General features: G+C 58.7%; 14 protein-coding genes. 4 read left to right on the top strand and 10 right to left on the bottom strand.

The features are described 5' to 3' along the window. The first annotated feature begins 90 nt into the window (after nt 1–90). Together HKD27_RS12710 and HKD27_RS12715 are read left to right on the top strand one after the other, a co-directional pair. Complete coding sequence (locus HKD27_RS12710) at nt 91–2,193, top strand: ATP-dependent helicase (RefSeq protein ID WP_194689786.1); 2,103 nt, start codon at nt 91–93, stop codon at nt 2,191–2,193. 13 nt (nt 2,194–2,206) lie between these two features. Further along, a complete protein-coding gene (locus HKD27_RS12715; protein WP_194689787.1) occupies nt 2,207–2,854 on the top strand; it encodes an SOS response-associated peptidase in 648 nt (215 codons plus the stop codon). A 122-nt stretch (nt 2,855–2,976) separates the two neighbouring features. Here the strand turns inward: HKD27_RS12715 and HKD27_RS12720 are convergent, their stop codons facing one another. The 6 genes from HKD27_RS12720 to HKD27_RS12740 form a co-directional block, all read right to left on the bottom strand. After that, on the bottom strand, nt 2,977–3,525 hold the full coding sequence (locus HKD27_RS12720) for a DUF2285 domain-containing protein (protein WP_228518524.1): 549 nt from the start codon (nt 3,523–3,525) through the stop codon (nt 2,977–2,979). Next, on the bottom strand, nt 3,443–3,811 hold the full coding sequence (locus HKD27_RS16490) for a transcriptional regulator domain-containing protein (RefSeq protein WP_370544275.1): 369 nt from the start codon (nt 3,809–3,811) through the stop codon (nt 3,443–3,445). The genes HKD27_RS12720 and HKD27_RS16490 overlap by 83 nt, the downstream gene beginning before the upstream one ends. Before the next feature lie 63 nt (nt 3,812–3,874). After that, a complete protein-coding gene (locus tag HKD27_RS12725; protein WP_194689788.1) occupies nt 3,875–4,153 on the bottom strand; it encodes a DNA -binding domain-containing protein in 279 nt (92 codons plus the stop codon). 11 nt (nt 4,154–4,164) lie between these two features. After that, nucleotides 4,165–4,449: an XRE family transcriptional regulator gene (locus tag HKD27_RS12730; protein WP_194689789.1), complete on the bottom strand. Its 285-nt coding sequence runs from the start codon at nt 4,447–4,449 to the stop codon at nt 4,165–4,167. 157 nt (nt 4,450–4,606) lie between these two features. After that, a complete protein-coding gene (locus HKD27_RS12735; RefSeq protein WP_194689790.1) occupies nt 4,607–4,759 on the bottom strand; it encodes a hypothetical protein in 153 nt (50 codons plus the stop codon). 341 nt (nt 4,760–5,100) lie between these two features. Continuing rightward, nucleotides 5,101–5,427, bottom strand: coding sequence for a DUF736 domain-containing protein (locus tag HKD27_RS12740; protein WP_012553539.1), 327 nt, complete (start codon nt 5,425–5,427; stop codon nt 5,101–5,103). Nucleotides 5,428–6,187: 760 nt separating this feature from the next. On the opposite strand from HKD27_RS12740, the gene HKD27_RS12745 reads away from it, so the two are divergent. Then, complete coding sequence (locus HKD27_RS12745) at nt 6,188–6,778, top strand: hypothetical protein (RefSeq protein WP_194689791.1); 591 nt, start codon at nt 6,188–6,190, stop codon at nt 6,776–6,778. 18 nt (nt 6,779–6,796) lie between these two features. Here HKD27_RS12745 and HKD27_RS12750 read toward each other — a convergent pair whose 3' ends face one another. The 4 genes from HKD27_RS12750 to HKD27_RS12765 all read right to left on the bottom strand — a co-directional run bounded on the left by HKD27_RS12750 (nt 6,797) and on the right by HKD27_RS12765 (nt 10,806). Then, nucleotides 6,797–7,723 carry a DUF2493 domain-containing protein gene (locus HKD27_RS12750; protein WP_194689792.1) on the bottom strand — a complete coding sequence of 309 codons (927 nt, stop codon included), beginning with the start codon at nt 7,721–7,723 and terminating at the stop codon, nt 6,797–6,799. A gap of 323 nt (nt 7,724–8,046) precedes the next feature. Further along, complete coding sequence (locus HKD27_RS12755) at nt 8,047–9,093, bottom strand: toprim domain-containing protein (protein WP_194689793.1); 1,047 nt, start codon at nt 9,091–9,093, stop codon at nt 8,047–8,049. Next, on the bottom strand, nt 9,080–9,520 hold the full coding sequence (locus tag HKD27_RS12760) for a hypothetical protein (protein ID WP_194689794.1): 441 nt from the start codon (nt 9,518–9,520) through the stop codon (nt 9,080–9,082). Before HKD27_RS12760 ends, HKD27_RS12755 begins: the two co-directional genes overlap by 14 nt. Nucleotides 9,521–9,603: 83 nt before the next feature. After that, complete coding sequence (locus HKD27_RS12765) at nt 9,604–10,806, bottom strand: DUF932 domain-containing protein (protein WP_194689795.1); 1,203 nt, start codon at nt 10,804–10,806, stop codon at nt 9,604–9,606. 794 nt (nt 10,807–11,600) lie between these two features. On the opposite strand from HKD27_RS12765, the gene HKD27_RS12770 reads away from it, so the two are divergent. Continuing rightward, complete coding sequence (locus HKD27_RS12770; RefSeq protein WP_194689796.1) at nt 11,601–15,125, top strand: hypothetical protein; 3,525 nt, start codon at nt 11,601–11,603, stop codon at nt 15,123–15,125. Nucleotides 15,126–15,179: the final 54 nt, after the last annotated feature.

Raw genomic sequence — 15,179 nt, forward strand, 5'->3', positions numbered from 1 at the left:
GCGATGGAAGTCAATGCAAATTCGCACCGCCTCAGGCATGATGCAGGACGCATAACCACCCGGAATTATTGGCGAAGGTACCTTAAGGAATTGAATTCAGAGACTTCTCCTGCCTCAAACAGCGACGATTATCTGTCCCGTCTGAATGATGCGCAGCGACAGGCCGTCACGCACGGGTCCGGAGTCTTGCCGGGCGGCGCGGTTTCATCCCCGCTGCTGGTCATCGCTGGCGCCGGATCGGGCAAGACCAACACGCTGGCGCACCGGGTCGCGCATCTGATCGCCTCGGGCGCCGATCCGCGCCGGATCCTGCTGCTGACCTTCTCGCGGCGAGCCAGTGTCGAAATGGCGCGGCGGGTGGAACGCATCTGCAAAACCGTGCTGGGAGACAAAGCCGGTCCACTAGCCGACGCGCTGGCCTGGGCCGGGACGTTTCATTCCATCGGCGCGCGGCTGCTGCGGGAGTATGCCCAGCAGATTGGCATGGATCCGGCCTTCTCGATCCATGACCGGGAAGATTCCGCCGATCTGATGAATCTGATCCGGCACGATCTGGGATTTTCCAAAACTGAAAAGCGGTTTCCCGGCAAGGGCACGTGTCTGGCCATCTATTCCCGGGTGGTGAATTCCGGTGCGCCGCTCGCCGATGTGCTGCTGAAGCACTATCCGTGGTGCTCGGGGTGGGAAGCGCAGCTCAAACAGCTCTTCGCCGGTTATGTCACGGCGAAGCAGGAGCAGGGCGTGCTGGATTACGACGATCTGCTGCTGTGCTGGGCACAGATGGTCAGCGATCCGGTGCTGGCCGTCGACATCGGCGGCAAATGGGATCATGTGCTGGTCGACGAATATCAGGACACGAACCGGCTGCAGGCGGAGATCCTGCTGGGCATGAAACCGGACGGGAGCGGGTTGACGGTGGTAGGCGATGACGCGCAGTCGATCTATGCCTTCCGGGCCGCGACCGTGCGCAACATCCTCGATTTTCCCACGTCCTTCGATCCCCCGGCCTGCATCGTGACGCTGGATCGGAACTATCGTTCCACGAAACCCATTCTGGATGCCGCCAATGCGGTGATCGGGGAAGCGGCCGAGCGGTTCACCAAGGATTTGTGGACCGAGCGGGCCTCGGATGAAAAGCCGCGACTGGTCGCCATCCGGGACGACACTGCTCAGGCGAACTATATCGCCGATCGGGTGCTGGAAGAGCGGGAGGCCGGCACGCCGATGAAGCAGCAGGCGGTGCTGTTTCGGGCTTCGCACCATAGCGGCACGCTGGAGGTGGAACTGACCCGGCGCAATATCCCGTTCGTGAAGTTCGGCGGCCTGAAGTTTCTCGACAGCGCCCATGTGAAGGACGTGCTGGCCCTGCTGCGTTTTGCGCAGAACCCGCGCGACCGCATCGCCGGCTTCCGGGTCCTGCAGCTTCTGCCGGGCGTGGGGCCGACCTCGGCCCGGCGCGTGCTGGATACAATGGGCGAGAGTGCCCATCCCTTCGAGGCGCTGCGGGACGTGAAAGCCCCACCGCGCAGCGGCGAGGCCTGGACGGGTTTCGTGAACCTGCTGACAGCCCCTGGCAGTCATCAGGTCGGCTGGCCGGGCGAGATCGCGGCTGTGCGGTACTGGTATGAACCGCATCTGGAGCGGCTGCATGAGGATGCCTCGACCCGATTGGCGGATCTGATGCAGCTGGAGCAGATCGCTGGCGGGTATCCCTCACGGGAAAAATTCCTCACCGAACTGACGCTGGACCCACCGGATGCCACATCCGATCAGGCCGGCGTGCCATTGCTGGACGAGGATTATCTGATCCTCTCGACGATCCATTCCGCCAAGGGGCAGGAATGGAAGAATGTGTTCGTGATGAATGCGGTGGATGGCTGCATTCCGTCCGATCTGGCGACGGGCGAGCAGGACGACATCGAGGAGGAACGCCGGCTGCTCTATGTCGCCATGACGCGAGCAAAGGATTCACTCGATATCATGGTGCCGCAGCGCTTCTACGTGCATGGCCAGCACAGCCGTGGTGACCGGCACGTCTATGCCTCGCGGACACGCTTCATTGATCGGGACATGCTGCCCCTGTTTCAGGCTGTGGCGTGGCCGGTCGTGAAACCGGAAGACCAGGCCCGGCAGGAGGCGGTAAAGTCCGTGCGGATCGACATGGCTGCCCGCCTGCGCGGCATGTGGTCGTAAGGGAGCAACGCGGATGTGCAATCTCTATTCTATGACGTCAAACCCCCAGGCGATCCGGGAGATTGCGAAAGTCCTTGAGGATCGCACGGGGAATCTTCAGCCGCTGCCCGAGATCTATCCAAACACGATGGCGCCGATCGTGCGGAATGGTGAGAATGGTCGCGAACTGGTCATGGCGCGCTGGGGCATGCCGACACCGCCTGGTTATCTCAAGGGGCACAAGGTGGATCGCGGTGTGACCAACATCCGCAACCCGACCTCCACATGGTGGAAGCGATGGGAAGGCGTGGCACATCGCTGTCTGGTGCCGCTGACGGCGTTCTCGGAACCGGAGCGTCTGCCTGACGGGAAATCGCGGCCCGTCTGGTTTGGGCGGAATGATGGACAGCCGCTGGCCTTCTTTGCCGGCATCTGGTGTCGATGGACGTCGGTGCGAAAGCTGGCGGACGGCGAGACGACGGACGACCTGTTCGGATTCCTGACCACCGAGGCCAACCGGGAGGTCAGCGCGATCCATCCGAAGGCCATGCCTGTGATCCTGACACAGCCGGATGAGTTGGACGTTTGGATGAATGCACCGTCAGAGGAGGCTCTGCGGCTTCAGCGGCCGCTGGCCAATGGCATACTGACACGAATTGAAGCTGCACCTTCTTCGAAATGATACTTGCGGGCAGAACACTCGATATATCCACAAGCGGCATCATTGACACCAATACGACGCCACCGAACAATCCATCTGCGGTGCTTTTGGAAGCCCCCGGATTGAACGAAACATACTGCACGTCACCGCCCCCGGAATGGATGAAGCAGCAGGCGCCGGTATCCCCCTTCTGTCAGTCCCCGCGCAAAATGCGCCAGCCGTTTCATGCGGAAATGCAGATCGTGCGAAAGCCAGTCCCGTGCGGAAACCTCCCGACCGAACAGCACACCGGCGACCTCGCGCTGCGAAACCCCGTCATCCAGCCCATCGAGCGTACGGAGCGCCAGGATCAGCCGACTGACCCGATCTGGCGACAGGATCGCGGGATCGGGGCCAGAGCGCCGGCCCATCAGCGTGCGCCAGAGCCGTAACGCGGCCTGGACGCGCACCTCGAACAGGGCGTCGAGCGGCAGGACGACGGAGAGGCCTTCGATCCCTGGCGTTACCAGATGCAGGCGCAGAACGACGCCGGGACGCTCGAGCAGGAGTTCACCAACCTGGCCCGCCGGCAATCCGATAAAAACGGAGGAAAGCGGCGGGTGATCCGGGTCAGCCAGACCGGTCGGTGCTTCCATCATCGCGATCACGCCCGGCAGCACCGCGGCACTCCACAAGGCAGTACGCGGATTCAGCGCAGTGCGGACACTTTCGAAATCGCAACCCCCAGCGCCGGGCGAAGGCCTCGGCATCCGGCTGCATCAGGGCACCCCGGCGCAACGCGCGCTGAAGGGTGGCACGCTCGCGGATAAAGTCCCGATTGCGACTGACAAACTGCAAGGCAAAGGCAGGGGCGTCGAGCGACCGCAGGCCCTCGTACGCGCCCGCCGACCGCCAGTTGGCGCGGCTCATGGCGTCGTCTCCGATGCGTAACGGGTGGGAACAGGGCAAGCACTTGCTCGCGAGAGTATGCCAGCCCATCCCGGCGCCCGCTACGCCCCGGTCCTGCAACAGGTCTTGCGGATCACGCAACGATTCAGGGTGTCAGTGGGGTGCGCCGCCGCGCAGGAGATGCTGGTAGCCATGCTCCGTCATCCAGTGCGCCCGCGCCAGATGGCTGTGCCAGCAGCGGCGGACACCATCGGGATCGGCGGCGGGATCGCGATGAAGCACGATGCGAGCCACCTCGCGCCAGTCGGCACCATCGGCCTCAGCATCCAGCAAACGCAGATAGGTGATGAGGTGCTGTTCGTCATAGCCGGTAAGACAGGACGAATCCGGAGCGCTGTCGGCGACGGACGGGTCGAGGGGTGGCTTCTGCATGGTAGGGCCGATCAGGTCGGAGAACGAACGCGACGCATCCTAGCCTGCCGCGTTTCGGTTCCGGAAGTCTCGTTAAGAAACATGACGCCACGCCCTTGTCCGGACTCGATGAACAGGATGCCCGCCGCCTCCAGCGCACGGCGGACCTGGTCGGTCGTGCCCTCATGGACACCGAGACCGCGTTCGGATTCGAGGCGCTTGAGCGCGGTCAGTGCTACGAGGGCTTTTTCAGCGAGCATCTCCTGTGTCCAGTTCAGGAGTGCCCGTGCCGCCCTTACCTGTCGGCCAGTGATCATCCATGATCACATCCGACACGCGGGGCATGCACACCAGAAATACGACTATAATAGTCGCTTTAGAGAGATTCAACATCGTTCTTTCAGGATGATGGCCAAGTGGAACCGACGTCTGGATGTCCGAAGGTACGGGCGACCATACGAAAAGCCCCCCGCTCTATGCGGGGGGTGTCTCGTCGCATCGGTCCGCCGCGAATTGCGCGCATGCCAGCTTCAGTTCGCGCTCGATCTGTACCCGCTCGCGGCGGCTGAGTGCGTAGCTGGTGAGTTCGGCGCGCAGCATCTGGATGTGGTCGTGTAGCGTGGTCATCGTCCTGCTCCTTTCGTTTGTCGAAGACAGGACTCCGCCTCATGCACGCGTGAACCGGGTCAGGGATCGCCGCCGGCGACCGCGCCAGCGGCGCGCGGGGGAGCCGATTTTGTCTGGTGTGCCCGCAGGGTGCGCCGGGCAAAATTGGGGGGACCGCGCGTCCTTGAGGCGGTTCACGCCGGGCATGGTACAATGGGAAGGCTGAGGGAAGCCCCTGTTCCCCTTTCCTGCCCGCACACCGGCGGATCGGGCACGGCGCGACTGCTGCGCCCATGTGCCGGTTCCCGATCGGTCATGCGAAGGCCCCGCCCGGACCGACCGGGCGGGGGATCGCGGGCGCCTCAGTCGCCGTTGCGGCGACCGTTGGGGCGGGACCAGATCAGACTGTAGCCCTCGCCGTCCTCGTCATCGAAGAGATTGGCGAAGATCGGGGCGTTGAAGCTCGGGTCGTCGAGCTTGAGGCTCAGATAGTCGCGCCCCTCGTTGGAGCGCCGGGACCAGGCCGCTCCGATCTCCACCCGGCCGACGAAGACGCGGTGGCTGGGGGCGTTCTCGTTCGCGCGCGTGGTCTCGGGGGCGATGCGGACGTTGGGGGTCTGGAGCGAGAGGGTGACGATCTCGCCGTTATACCCGTTGCCGACTTTCTTGAAGGTGCCGATGGTGGCCATGATACTGCTCCGTGATCTCTGTTATCGAGCCCGCACCATTGCGGCCTCGATGGCGATCGGACAGACGGAGGCGAGCGGCGGCGCATCCCGCAGGGACCGAAGCGTAGCGGAGGACAGCGGGACGGAATTTTCTTGTTTCGCGAGGAATGACGGCGCAGCCGGCAGGGGAAGAAAATTATGGCCCGCTGTTGCGCCATAGCCGATCGAGGCGTAGCCGGCCTTCGGCTAGATCAGCCATCTTGAGAGGCAGCATGCGTGCGCGGCCCGACAGAGCACCCATCACGGAGACCATGGCGACCGGCACAGCACACGAAATCCGGCGGCAACCAGAATAGCGGCGTCATCCTCCTTCCATACCAGCCACCGAACCGGCCCATTCCGGGACAGCACCTCGCCGGACAGGCCCGGCTTTCCCCGTTGCGATCGGCCTGCGGACCATCAGAGCGCCAGTCCTGATGTCTCAACAGGCGAACCGTATCCGGCCCAGCACGCCGGTTACGGGCTTCTCGGCCCATCGTTCTCCGGCTCTCGATGACGTGGAAAGACAGGCTGGTGCCTGATCCTGGCCTGCCCGCCAACTGCCGTTCAGGCAGTCAGACCCGCGCGATATTCCCGCCGGCCGGTCCGGGCGGGGCCATGCCGGTAAAGCGGGCGAACGCAATGTCGTCCACCAAAATATTGCAGACATAACAAAACCACAGAATTCCTTTAAGGAATTCAAAATGGACCACCTCACCAAGACGACAATTGGAGTGAAAAAATGCTTACTACTTCAGAAATTATAGGATATTTTATAAAATACATTGCTCCAATATCTATTGCAGCCGCTAATTTTTTTAAGTTTATTTACAAAATACGATTTGGATTTCTTCACCTATCAAAGTCAAAGACAGAAAGAATCTTTGCTCTTTTTTCTCAAGACCCGTGCAAAAATACAGCCAACAGATATGCGCTGTATATTGCGGTCGGAGATGCGTTGAGTAGCTTTTATCCAATACCTGAAATTGAATTCGCTTTTGCACGTAGCAATCCTCTCGTCATGCTACGAGACATGAGAGCCGTGCGACACCTGGTGCGACTAAATGTAGAAAAAAACATCATCGAGAGTCCTCGAAAGAAAAGTGCGAAATATTTCTACGTCCAGAGTAATTTATCTTATGGGGTATCTGCTTTTTCCTATTTTCCGGTGATGGCTTTTGCCATTTTTATCCAACATAAAAGTCAGGCTATTGGTGCATTTTTAGTTATTTCTTATCTTGTCCTCGCTATATTAGGTTTCTGGCGTGGCCTTCAAATGAACCGCGCATACCAGCTCATGCAAAGTGAAAAATTCTACCCCCGACTGTCATAGGAACCGACAAGACGGCGCTCACGCGCCGCCGCCGAACCGCAGGACTGGGATGCCGAGCCGCTTCGCCTTGTCGGCGAGGTTCTCCTGAATGCCGGTTCCGGGAAAGACGATGACGCCGATCGGCATGGTGTCGAGCAGCGCATCGTTGCGGCGGAAGGGCGCTGCCTTGGCATGCCTGGTCCAGTCCGGCTTGAAGGCGATCTGCACGATCTCGCGGTGATCGGCCCAGCGTGAGGCAATGAATTCGGCGCCCCTGGGCGAACCGCCATGCAGCAGCACCATGTCGGGATGCTTGGCCCGGACCTTGTCGAGCCGATCCCAGATCAGGATATGGTCGTCGAAATCGAGACCGCCAGTGACGACAACCTTGGGACCGGGCGGGACCAGCAATTCGCCCTCGGCACGCCGTCGGGCGTTGAGGAAATCGCGGCTGTCGATCATGGAGGCCGTCATCGTGCGGCGTGAGACCAGCGAGCCGACCTTTGGTCGCCACGCGCTCAGGGTCAGGCGCTCGAACTGCTCCTGCGCCTCGTCGCGGAAGATCTCGTAGGCGTTGCGGCGCTCGATCAGGGTCAGCCCTTCGGCGATCAGCCGCTCCAGTTCCACCGAGCGGATCTCGCTGCCGTCCTGTTCCTGCTGGCTGCGCTTCTGCGCATGCTCGTTACGGTCAAGCTCACGCTCGACCTGGCCAACCATGCGATGGAAGATGTTGACGGCAGACCAGAGCAGGGTTTCGAGGTCGGGTTCCAGCCGCGTGTCGGTCAGCGTCACGGCGATAGCGTCGAAGATGTCGGCCACAGCACCCCCGATGCGCGGCGCTTCGGGCAGCGGCCTCGGGTCCGGCTCGTCCTCGAAGGGACGGTAGCCATACATCTGGAGCTCAGCCAGCACATGCGCGGTGGAGGAAGCGGCGTGCGGCGGTTCAAAACCTTCGGTGCGGGTCATGTTGCGGTCCTCCCAGGTCTCCGGCCGCGCCCTTCGCGGCCTTTCCGGGGGCGGATAGCGGCAGACCAGGGACGGGCCGGAACCGCGCGCTCGCGCGCGGCCGCAGCGCAGCGAAGGATGGCAGGGAGCCAGCTATTTTGCTTCGCGATGTAAAGCGCCCCCACAGGGGCGCGACGGAAAATAGCCGGCTCACGCCATTGAAGGCCTGACCCGGCTGACGCCCGCTCCCCTCCAGAAAGGCGGAGGCGCGGACCAGCCGGACGGGAGGCACAACAGGACCGCCAGACGAAAACGGAAACCGCCCGCCCCTCTTTCCGGCCTGCTCAGGTGCCGGCGGTCTCCAGAAAGCGTGCTACGTCCGCTGGTGCGAGTTGCGGATGCAGGATCGCCCGCAGCGCGCCACGTCCAAGGGCACGGAGATCATCATTGAAATCGCCCAGCCGCGGCGACAGACCGATCAGCTCGATCCCGGCGTCATCCGCGCGGGCGTGCAGCGTCGCCAGCGCCTGATCCCCGGCCGGATCGTCATCGCGCAGGACGTAGAGACGGCGCAGCAGCGGTGGAAAGATCAGGGCAGCGAGATGCGCCGAGGACAGGCAGGCGGCCAATGGCAGATCGGGCAGAACCTGCCGCAGCGACAGCACCGTCTCGATGCCTTCCCCGGCGGCGAGCACATCGGATGCCACCCCGAAGCGCACGGCATGACCGAGCAGGCCACCCAGCGCACGGCGCGGATGATCGACCGGCGCCTTGCCGCGCCCTTCCGCCGCCAGCCAGGTGCGATGCACGCCGGTCAGAGTGCCGTCGAGGTCGGTGACTGCGGCGATCATCGCGGGCCAGGTCTCGGTCGGACTGTCCTCGTCCGGGCGGTAAAAGCAGCGTGGATGAAAGCGCAGGGCTTCGGCTCCGTGCAAAAGCGTAATGTCGCGTCTACGGAAATACGCTTCTACGGATGTCCCCGCGATCGGCCCGGACATGGCCCATAGCCGACGCGCGGCTTCGGAAGAACTGGCGGAGCCACGCTCAAGTGCCGGACGATCCCGCGACGACGGTACCGGATCAGGACGCGGCAGGCTGAGGAAGGCACGCGCCTCGTCGGCCACGTCGCGGAAATCCACCAGGCCGAGGCTTGCGCGGATCACGTCGAGCAGGTCGCCGTGCTCGCCCGACTGCGCGTCCGTCCATTTGCCTGCCCTGCCGTTGGCGGTGTCGTGGAGCCGGAGGAACAGCGACCGGCCGGGCGCATTCCGCACGTCACCGACCAGCCAGTAATTGCCGTGACGGCGACCGGCGGAGAGATACCGCCGGCACACAGCCTCTGCGTTCTCCGCCAGACGGCGGGCCAGATCGCCCGCGTCATGCAAGGTCATTGCCCAGCCCTCCTGTGTCGGGATTACCGCTGTCCAGGGCGATCGCTAACCAGCGATCAGTGGTCATCCATGAAATCGTCTTGCGCCTGCCGAGGTCAAGCAGATGCGCACCACCGCTGAACGCGCCGATCCGGGGACGTGAACAGCTATTGGCCCACTGGAATCCCCATCGGCCCCGCAACCGGAATGTTCGCGCACAACGTAGCACGAATTCCACCACCTGCTGCGGATCGCCGGTCGTCTCATCGTGCATCCAGAGTTTCGTGCCCCCATATTCCGGCACGATCGACAGAATGAAACCGTCAGAGGGCGGGTCTTCCGCCGCCAGTTCGTCCATGAACGCGTTGTAGAGGTCGAGCGCCTTTGCGGCATTGTCCACTGTGCCCACATCAAGCACGCAGGAAAAATGCGTGAAGAAATCAGCCATCGGAAGAACTCCCGAAACGAAAAAGCCCGGCACAATGGCCGGGCTCGTAAAAACATTTTTGCGGAAAAACGGAGAAGCGGCTTTCAGGAAGCACGCTCCATCAGCCTGCGGGCCTTCTCTTCCAGATCCAGCCGCGTGTCCTGATTGGCCCTGGTGCGAGCCAGTGCCGTGATTCCCTGCACGAAATCAAAGACGCTCTCGGGCTTGCGCCCTTCCTCGTGCAGCACGGTTTCGATGATCTTCGCGGTTTCCGGTTTGGAGAACCCACGCCGACGCAGGAAACTTTCGCGATCGTCATCGGTTCTGGCCACCAGCGCCTTGCGCGAGGCCTGAATGCCGGAGACGAACGAGGCCGGGCTGGCCGTGGCGAAATTTCGCAAGGCCGGTGTGGCCTGATGCACGAAGCGTGAGGCGGCAAACTTGCTATGCCGGATCGTGATCTGTTCGAAATTTTCCACGCCCCAGAGCATCCGGTTCTGGCACACTCCGCGCAGATAGAAGGAGGCGATGCCGAGGCTCTTGCTACCGACCTCGCTGTTCCAGGCATAGAAACCCCGGAAATAGAGATCGGGTTCGCCGTTGGGCAGACGGCCGGCTTCAATGGGATGCGTATCGTCGACGAGAAACAGGAACACATCGCGATCCGATGCGTAGAGCGTCGTGGTTTCCCTGGTGATGTCGACATAGGGATTGTGGGTCATGGTGGCCCAGTCGATGACACCCGGCACCTTCCAGTTGGTGTCACCCGTGCCGTCGCCGGCGATCCTCCTTACCGCACCGACCAGTTCATGGTCCCAGATGCGGCCGTAATCAGGGCCGGTCACGGCGCGCAGTTCCACCCGCCCGTCCTCGGTCTCCAACGTTTTCACCAGTTCGGCGCGGTGCGACAGCAGCCCGTGCTGCAGATTGATCGCCGCCAGCGGAGCCGGGAGATTGCGCAGATAGGAGGACGGCGCGCTGACCAGGCTGCACATCTGGCCGAAGGACCAATGCGTCGGCGCGATCGGCTCATGCTGTCCTGGCACGGTCAGGGTCAGACGTTCGGCATTGTCGCGCGAGGCCTCGACGCGAATTGCGCGACTCTCGACAGTGCGGGCCGTGGCCCGATCCGCCCGCGCCAGAGTGGCAGCATGCAGGTCGGACAGGGACAGGTAGCGCTCGTCATCGGGGCGCGAGAACCACTCGGACGATACGCGGGCGCTGCGTTCGCCACGGGAGGGATCAATCCGGAAGCCGCCAGACGCGGCACCACGGGACGCAGGGGACAGGATGGTGGTCGTGGTCATGGAAAACTCTCCTCTGATGCCGGTTATTCGGCACAGAAGGCGAAGCCACCCTCTTCCTCTGATCACCGCTTCCCACGCGGGATCCCATCCGACCGCAGCAACACCCAGCCCCTCATCCCGGAACGCAGCATTCCCGTCACCTATCGGAAATCACGACTGCCATGCGGGGGAGAGTGGAATGTCCGCTGTTGGTGATTGTTCTTCAAGTGGATCTTTTCTGATCTCTCCGTGGCTTCAGAAAATTTTGATCATAACCTTTCATAGGCCAATCACCGACGTGGGACACGATGTAGGCCAACCTGCTTTTTCACAGGATACCATCTACAATTCCGCTGTATTCAAGCTGTACAAAGTATGCCTTCTTGGATTCTATCAATATTTGAATAGAAACAGAATCGATGGAATATTTAAAATATAAAACAGATCTAACGCGTTATTACGCGCAGCTACAATCCGAGAAATACTGTCTTCGTCGCACTCACCCAATTTTATCGCAATCACACTGGAGCGACACCATTTACCAACAAAACCTCGCCCTGAGAGACATCTCTGGTCTGCAAAAAACTCTCGCAAAATAACTTGCTTAAATGCCGATTTCTGCTGTCCTATCGACCATGTTTGAATTCGATGTACCATCCCGCCTGCTAAGAGATGTCCGGCGCTTTGATCGTGACGACTTACTCGTTAAGCTTGCCGGGTTCTCGCTTGATCCCGCATTTCAAGACAATCATCTGCGGGTCTTCACGCTAGTCCAGCTTACGATCGCTCGTGCGGTAGGTCGAAAGCGAGCTACCGTGAAAGATCTGACAGCAATGCTCAACATGTTGCTTGACCATGACAGTGGCCGCAAAGAGGATCCTTCAGAGGACGTATTTTCTGGAACAGTGACACATCCGGATCTCGGAGACTTACGGATTTTTTTCGGAAATTTCCCTGGCAGCGATTTTCATCTACAACGTATGCTCGATGCTTTTGTACAGAGTCATATTGCTACCAGAAATAATCTTTCCCCATGCTTAGCTCTATTGCAGCTGAGTGAGGCGATTGCTGCTCGCTGCGGAACTGAACCAATTGCGTTCAAAAGTGGCGAAATTTACCGCGAAAACTGGCTATCCGGATTGCCAGCACTAGTTGCGCTAGGTCGACAATCCTGTTTCAGCAATACAGATCTCGTAGAGCTTGCCATAGACCCCGCGTCTCTGGCGCGATTTATTCTCACAGAGCCCGAGGCATTACTCGATCTTAGCTGCGGTGAAAATGAGATAATGGCACGTCCACTCGTGCAAACGACGTTCGGACTTTGTCTTCCAGTACCATCCTTAGTTTCCCCTGCGATCCGCTTATTCCTTACACAAGAGATGCAGTGTAATTATGAAATTGCTCGTGAGATCAAAGAGCATCTATACACTGCGCTTTGGGGGCGTTGGCTTGTTTATGACTTTCCACGCCGTAGTCATATACCGATTGATAATGAAACTCTCATGTTAGATGCGCCATCTTTTGAGATGTTTGGCGATTATGCACACAGTATATTACGTTTCGACGAAGATAAGGCTGCGCACCTAATTTGGCTTGGACCAGACTGGTCGGATCCTCCCACTTACGCACTCCACAAAACTTTTAATGAGCCTCCTAATTTTACCTTGAATTTTAATCGTTATATTGAGAAATGTATTGACCAGATTAAGACGCAATTCAATCGTGGACTAACAATTGTTGTTTACGATTCCCCGGGCTGGAATGTCGATTTCTCCGTCAACATTCAGCGTAGGGACGACTGGTACATCGTCGGGCTACCATCACACGCACTCGCCTTGCTTCTATCCGATCCAACGTTTGATCTGATCGCGTTGTGGAAGATGGAACGCCAATTGCACCTGTTGAGTGAGCACAGCATTGTCGTTTCATTATATCCAGATCTCATAAACTTTTGGGCATTTTGGCAAGAGTTAGGAGGTACCTTTCGCCCGCCGGGCATCGATCTCGAAGCCTTCGGAGGAATTTCGGCCGATACAAGCGCGATTTTGCCTTGGGTTGCAGGCGTGCGGGCTTTCCGAGGCACTCATGGCGCTCAAGCCGGTAATGGCACATGGGAACGTGTCGAGAGGCGGCTAAACCCAAGAGCAGCTCCAGAAGAACTCATCAAACCGATCTTTTTCCAGCCTCGTGCAATCGTTCTGAGCACGATGCGCTATGTTATCGAAGGGAACGGCTCTTGGTGGGTGAGCACGGCTCGACCACCCTTTTCAAGGGAAGACAGTCAGTTCCTTTTTTTACTCTGGCAAACTGCTTCTGAGTGGATGCTGCTTCTTCAGACGCACCCACTAAATCCACTTTCTGGGCGCTTGCCGTGCTTTGAATTAGGGCTTTTCCCAGTACCAGACCTCATTGTCGATGCGCCGCAACAGTTCGAACGACAGTCGATTGAGGACTTCCCCGCTGTCGTCCTTGTCATTCCGCCAAAATTCATGAAGGAAATGGCAACCCCGGACAATAAAGGGGAGGCAAATTTAGTCGATGAGATCGCTTTAAGCGCAATCAGTGCCAGCGGTGTCGAGGTAAGCGAAGCTGATCGCCGTGCTTGGGTCGACGCCGTTACCGCCGATCCAGCACTCAAAATGATGCACGTGACTTTGTCAGCCGACAAGGGCGTTGCTGTCGATCTTGTTACCCAGCTTCCGAGCTTTCGACCGCTTTCAAAAGTCGATCTCACCGATACAGGCTTCAGTGCGCGCGCGCTGGTCTCGCAAGATCAGATACACGAACAGTGTGTAATTACCGATCCCAACACAATTAAGACCCTTTTATCCAAGATTGTGGACGCACGTTGGCAGCGCTGTCGCGCATTACTTTCCACTCTTGATCGATCCCAAGTAATTATACTCGTTTATCGTCAGATCGAAGCTCTGCTGCACGAACGAGCAGAGGATGCTCGAGGCGCTCTTGCGAGGACGCGTTTCTATGTTGCCTCGCAGGATTCGGGCTGGATGCTCGGTAGAATTAGCAATAGAGACGCAGCGTACCGTTGTTATCGTGTGATTGCAGAAATGGCGGTGTGTGAATGTCCACTCGTTGGGGGGCGCATTCCCGGTCTTACTGATATTGATGAGATATCTGCCGAGATATTTCATCTGATCTCCAGTGCCGAGTATAGCGACGCTGTCAAGTATAAGCTAGTCCCAGGTCAGCTTGAGTTTTTGCCAGACGGTTCGCTCGACACCGGCGAAGATGGTGCACAGATTGCAATGCCGGAATATCTGCGGGCTTCTCTTCAGGAAATCGTCGATGTAGACGTCGAGAGCTATCCGGAGCATTTCATTGCAGAGTTTGGTAGCGATAGCGATAGCGATAGCGATAGCGATAGCGATAGCGATAGCGATAGCGAGGATACTTTTTTCGGTGCTTATGAAAACGAATTTGGTATTCCGGTATTCGATGCGGTGCAGATTTCTCTTGCGCTTCAGTCTATTTGCGTTGAACGCCAAGCACATGTTATCGATTTGCGACGAAGCGAGGTTCTTGCTTCAGCTGCCTTTATAGAGGCGTCAATAGATGACAATCAACTTGATCTCTTTCTTCAAGCATTTGGCCTCGCTACGCGGCCCGCTTGGGACGTCCCGCCCAAAAGCTTCAATGGTGCCGATATATGGCCTTGGTTGTTTGAGCGCCGCTTGTCGCTAATGGTCCGCCCAGTGCTTATAGTGGATACAAGTGATGATCCCTTACTGATTTATGGGGTCCGGCATCTCGAGTTTTCGGGCCAATACTCTGCTCATTTGCTTGAGGACGCGATATGGTCACGTGAGCTTTTACGTTCAGACATTGCAAAATCCTTCTATGATACTGTCGTCGCAAAACGAGGCGATGACTTTGAAGCGGAGATCGTAAATCTTGCTCGTGCTGCTGGCTGGCACGTTATTCCAAAGCTCCAAATGAGGCGCCTTGGTGCACCGAAAGGCCTAGGGGAAATTGATGCTCTTGCAGTGCATCATGCAACAGGTATCTGGATGGTGATCGAATGTAAGTGGTGCGGGCACGCACGAACTGCACGCGAAGTAATGAACTGGATGCAGGGATTTCATGGTAAAGGCGGGGACAAACTCGATCATCATTTACAGCGTGTGACGTGGATAAAAAATAATCTTGAAAAATCCGCCAAACAATTAAGCCTTGCATTGCCAACACGAGTAATAGGTCAGATCGTTTCAACGCAGCCGGTGCCCCTCGCCTTTGCACAGACTGTGACGGCGGATGTCGGCACATTGACAAAACGCCAGTTCGTCGAGGCCCTCTGTACTTTAGCTGGAGATGCAAAGTAATACACAATTTCGGATCTAAACCCAATAAGATACGAATCAGTAGAAATTTGGAGA

This window comes from Gluconobacter sp. R75690, assembly GCF_015244525.1.
Taxonomy (GTDB): Bacteria; Pseudomonadota; Alphaproteobacteria; order Acetobacterales; family Acetobacteraceae; genus Gluconobacter; species Gluconobacter potus.

Bases quoted from the DNA above. Each gene is read 5' to 3' on its own strand.
- HKD27_RS12715 (WP_194689787.1), top strand. From the start codon at position 2,207: ATGTGCAATCTCTATTCTATGACGTCAAACCCCCAGGCGATCCGGGAG.
- HKD27_RS16490 (WP_370544275.1), bottom strand. From the start codon at position 3,811: ATGGGCTGGCATACTCTCGCGAGCAAGTGCTTGCCCTGTTCCCACCCG.
- HKD27_RS12725 (WP_194689788.1), bottom strand. From the start codon at position 4,153: ATGCAGAAGCCACCCCTCGACCCGTCCGTCGCCGACAGCGCTCCGGAT.
- HKD27_RS12730 (WP_194689789.1), bottom strand. From the start codon at position 4,449: ATGATCACTGGCCGACAGGTAAGGGCGGCACGGGCACTCCTGAACTGG.
- HKD27_RS12735 (WP_194689790.1), bottom strand. From the start codon at position 4,759: ATGACCACGCTACACGACCACATCCAGATGCTGCGCGCCGAACTCACC.
- HKD27_RS12740 (WP_012553539.1), bottom strand. From the start codon at position 5,427: ATGGCCACCATCGGCACCTTCAAGAAAGTCGGCAACGGGTATAACGGC.
- HKD27_RS12745 (WP_194689791.1), top strand. From the start codon at position 6,188: ATGCTTACTACTTCAGAAATTATAGGATATTTTATAAAATACATTGCT.
- HKD27_RS12750 (WP_194689792.1), bottom strand. From the start codon at position 7,723: ATGACCCGCACCGAAGGTTTTGAACCGCCGCACGCCGCTTCCTCCACC.
- HKD27_RS12755 (WP_194689793.1), bottom strand. From the start codon at position 9,093: ATGACCTTGCATGACGCGGGCGATCTGGCCCGCCGTCTGGCGGAGAAC.
- HKD27_RS12760 (WP_194689794.1), bottom strand. From the start codon at position 9,520: ATGGCTGATTTCTTCACGCATTTTTCCTGCGTGCTTGATGTGGGCACA.
- HKD27_RS12765 (WP_194689795.1), bottom strand. From the start codon at position 10,806: ATGACCACGACCACCATCCTGTCCCCTGCGTCCCGTGGTGCCGCGTCT.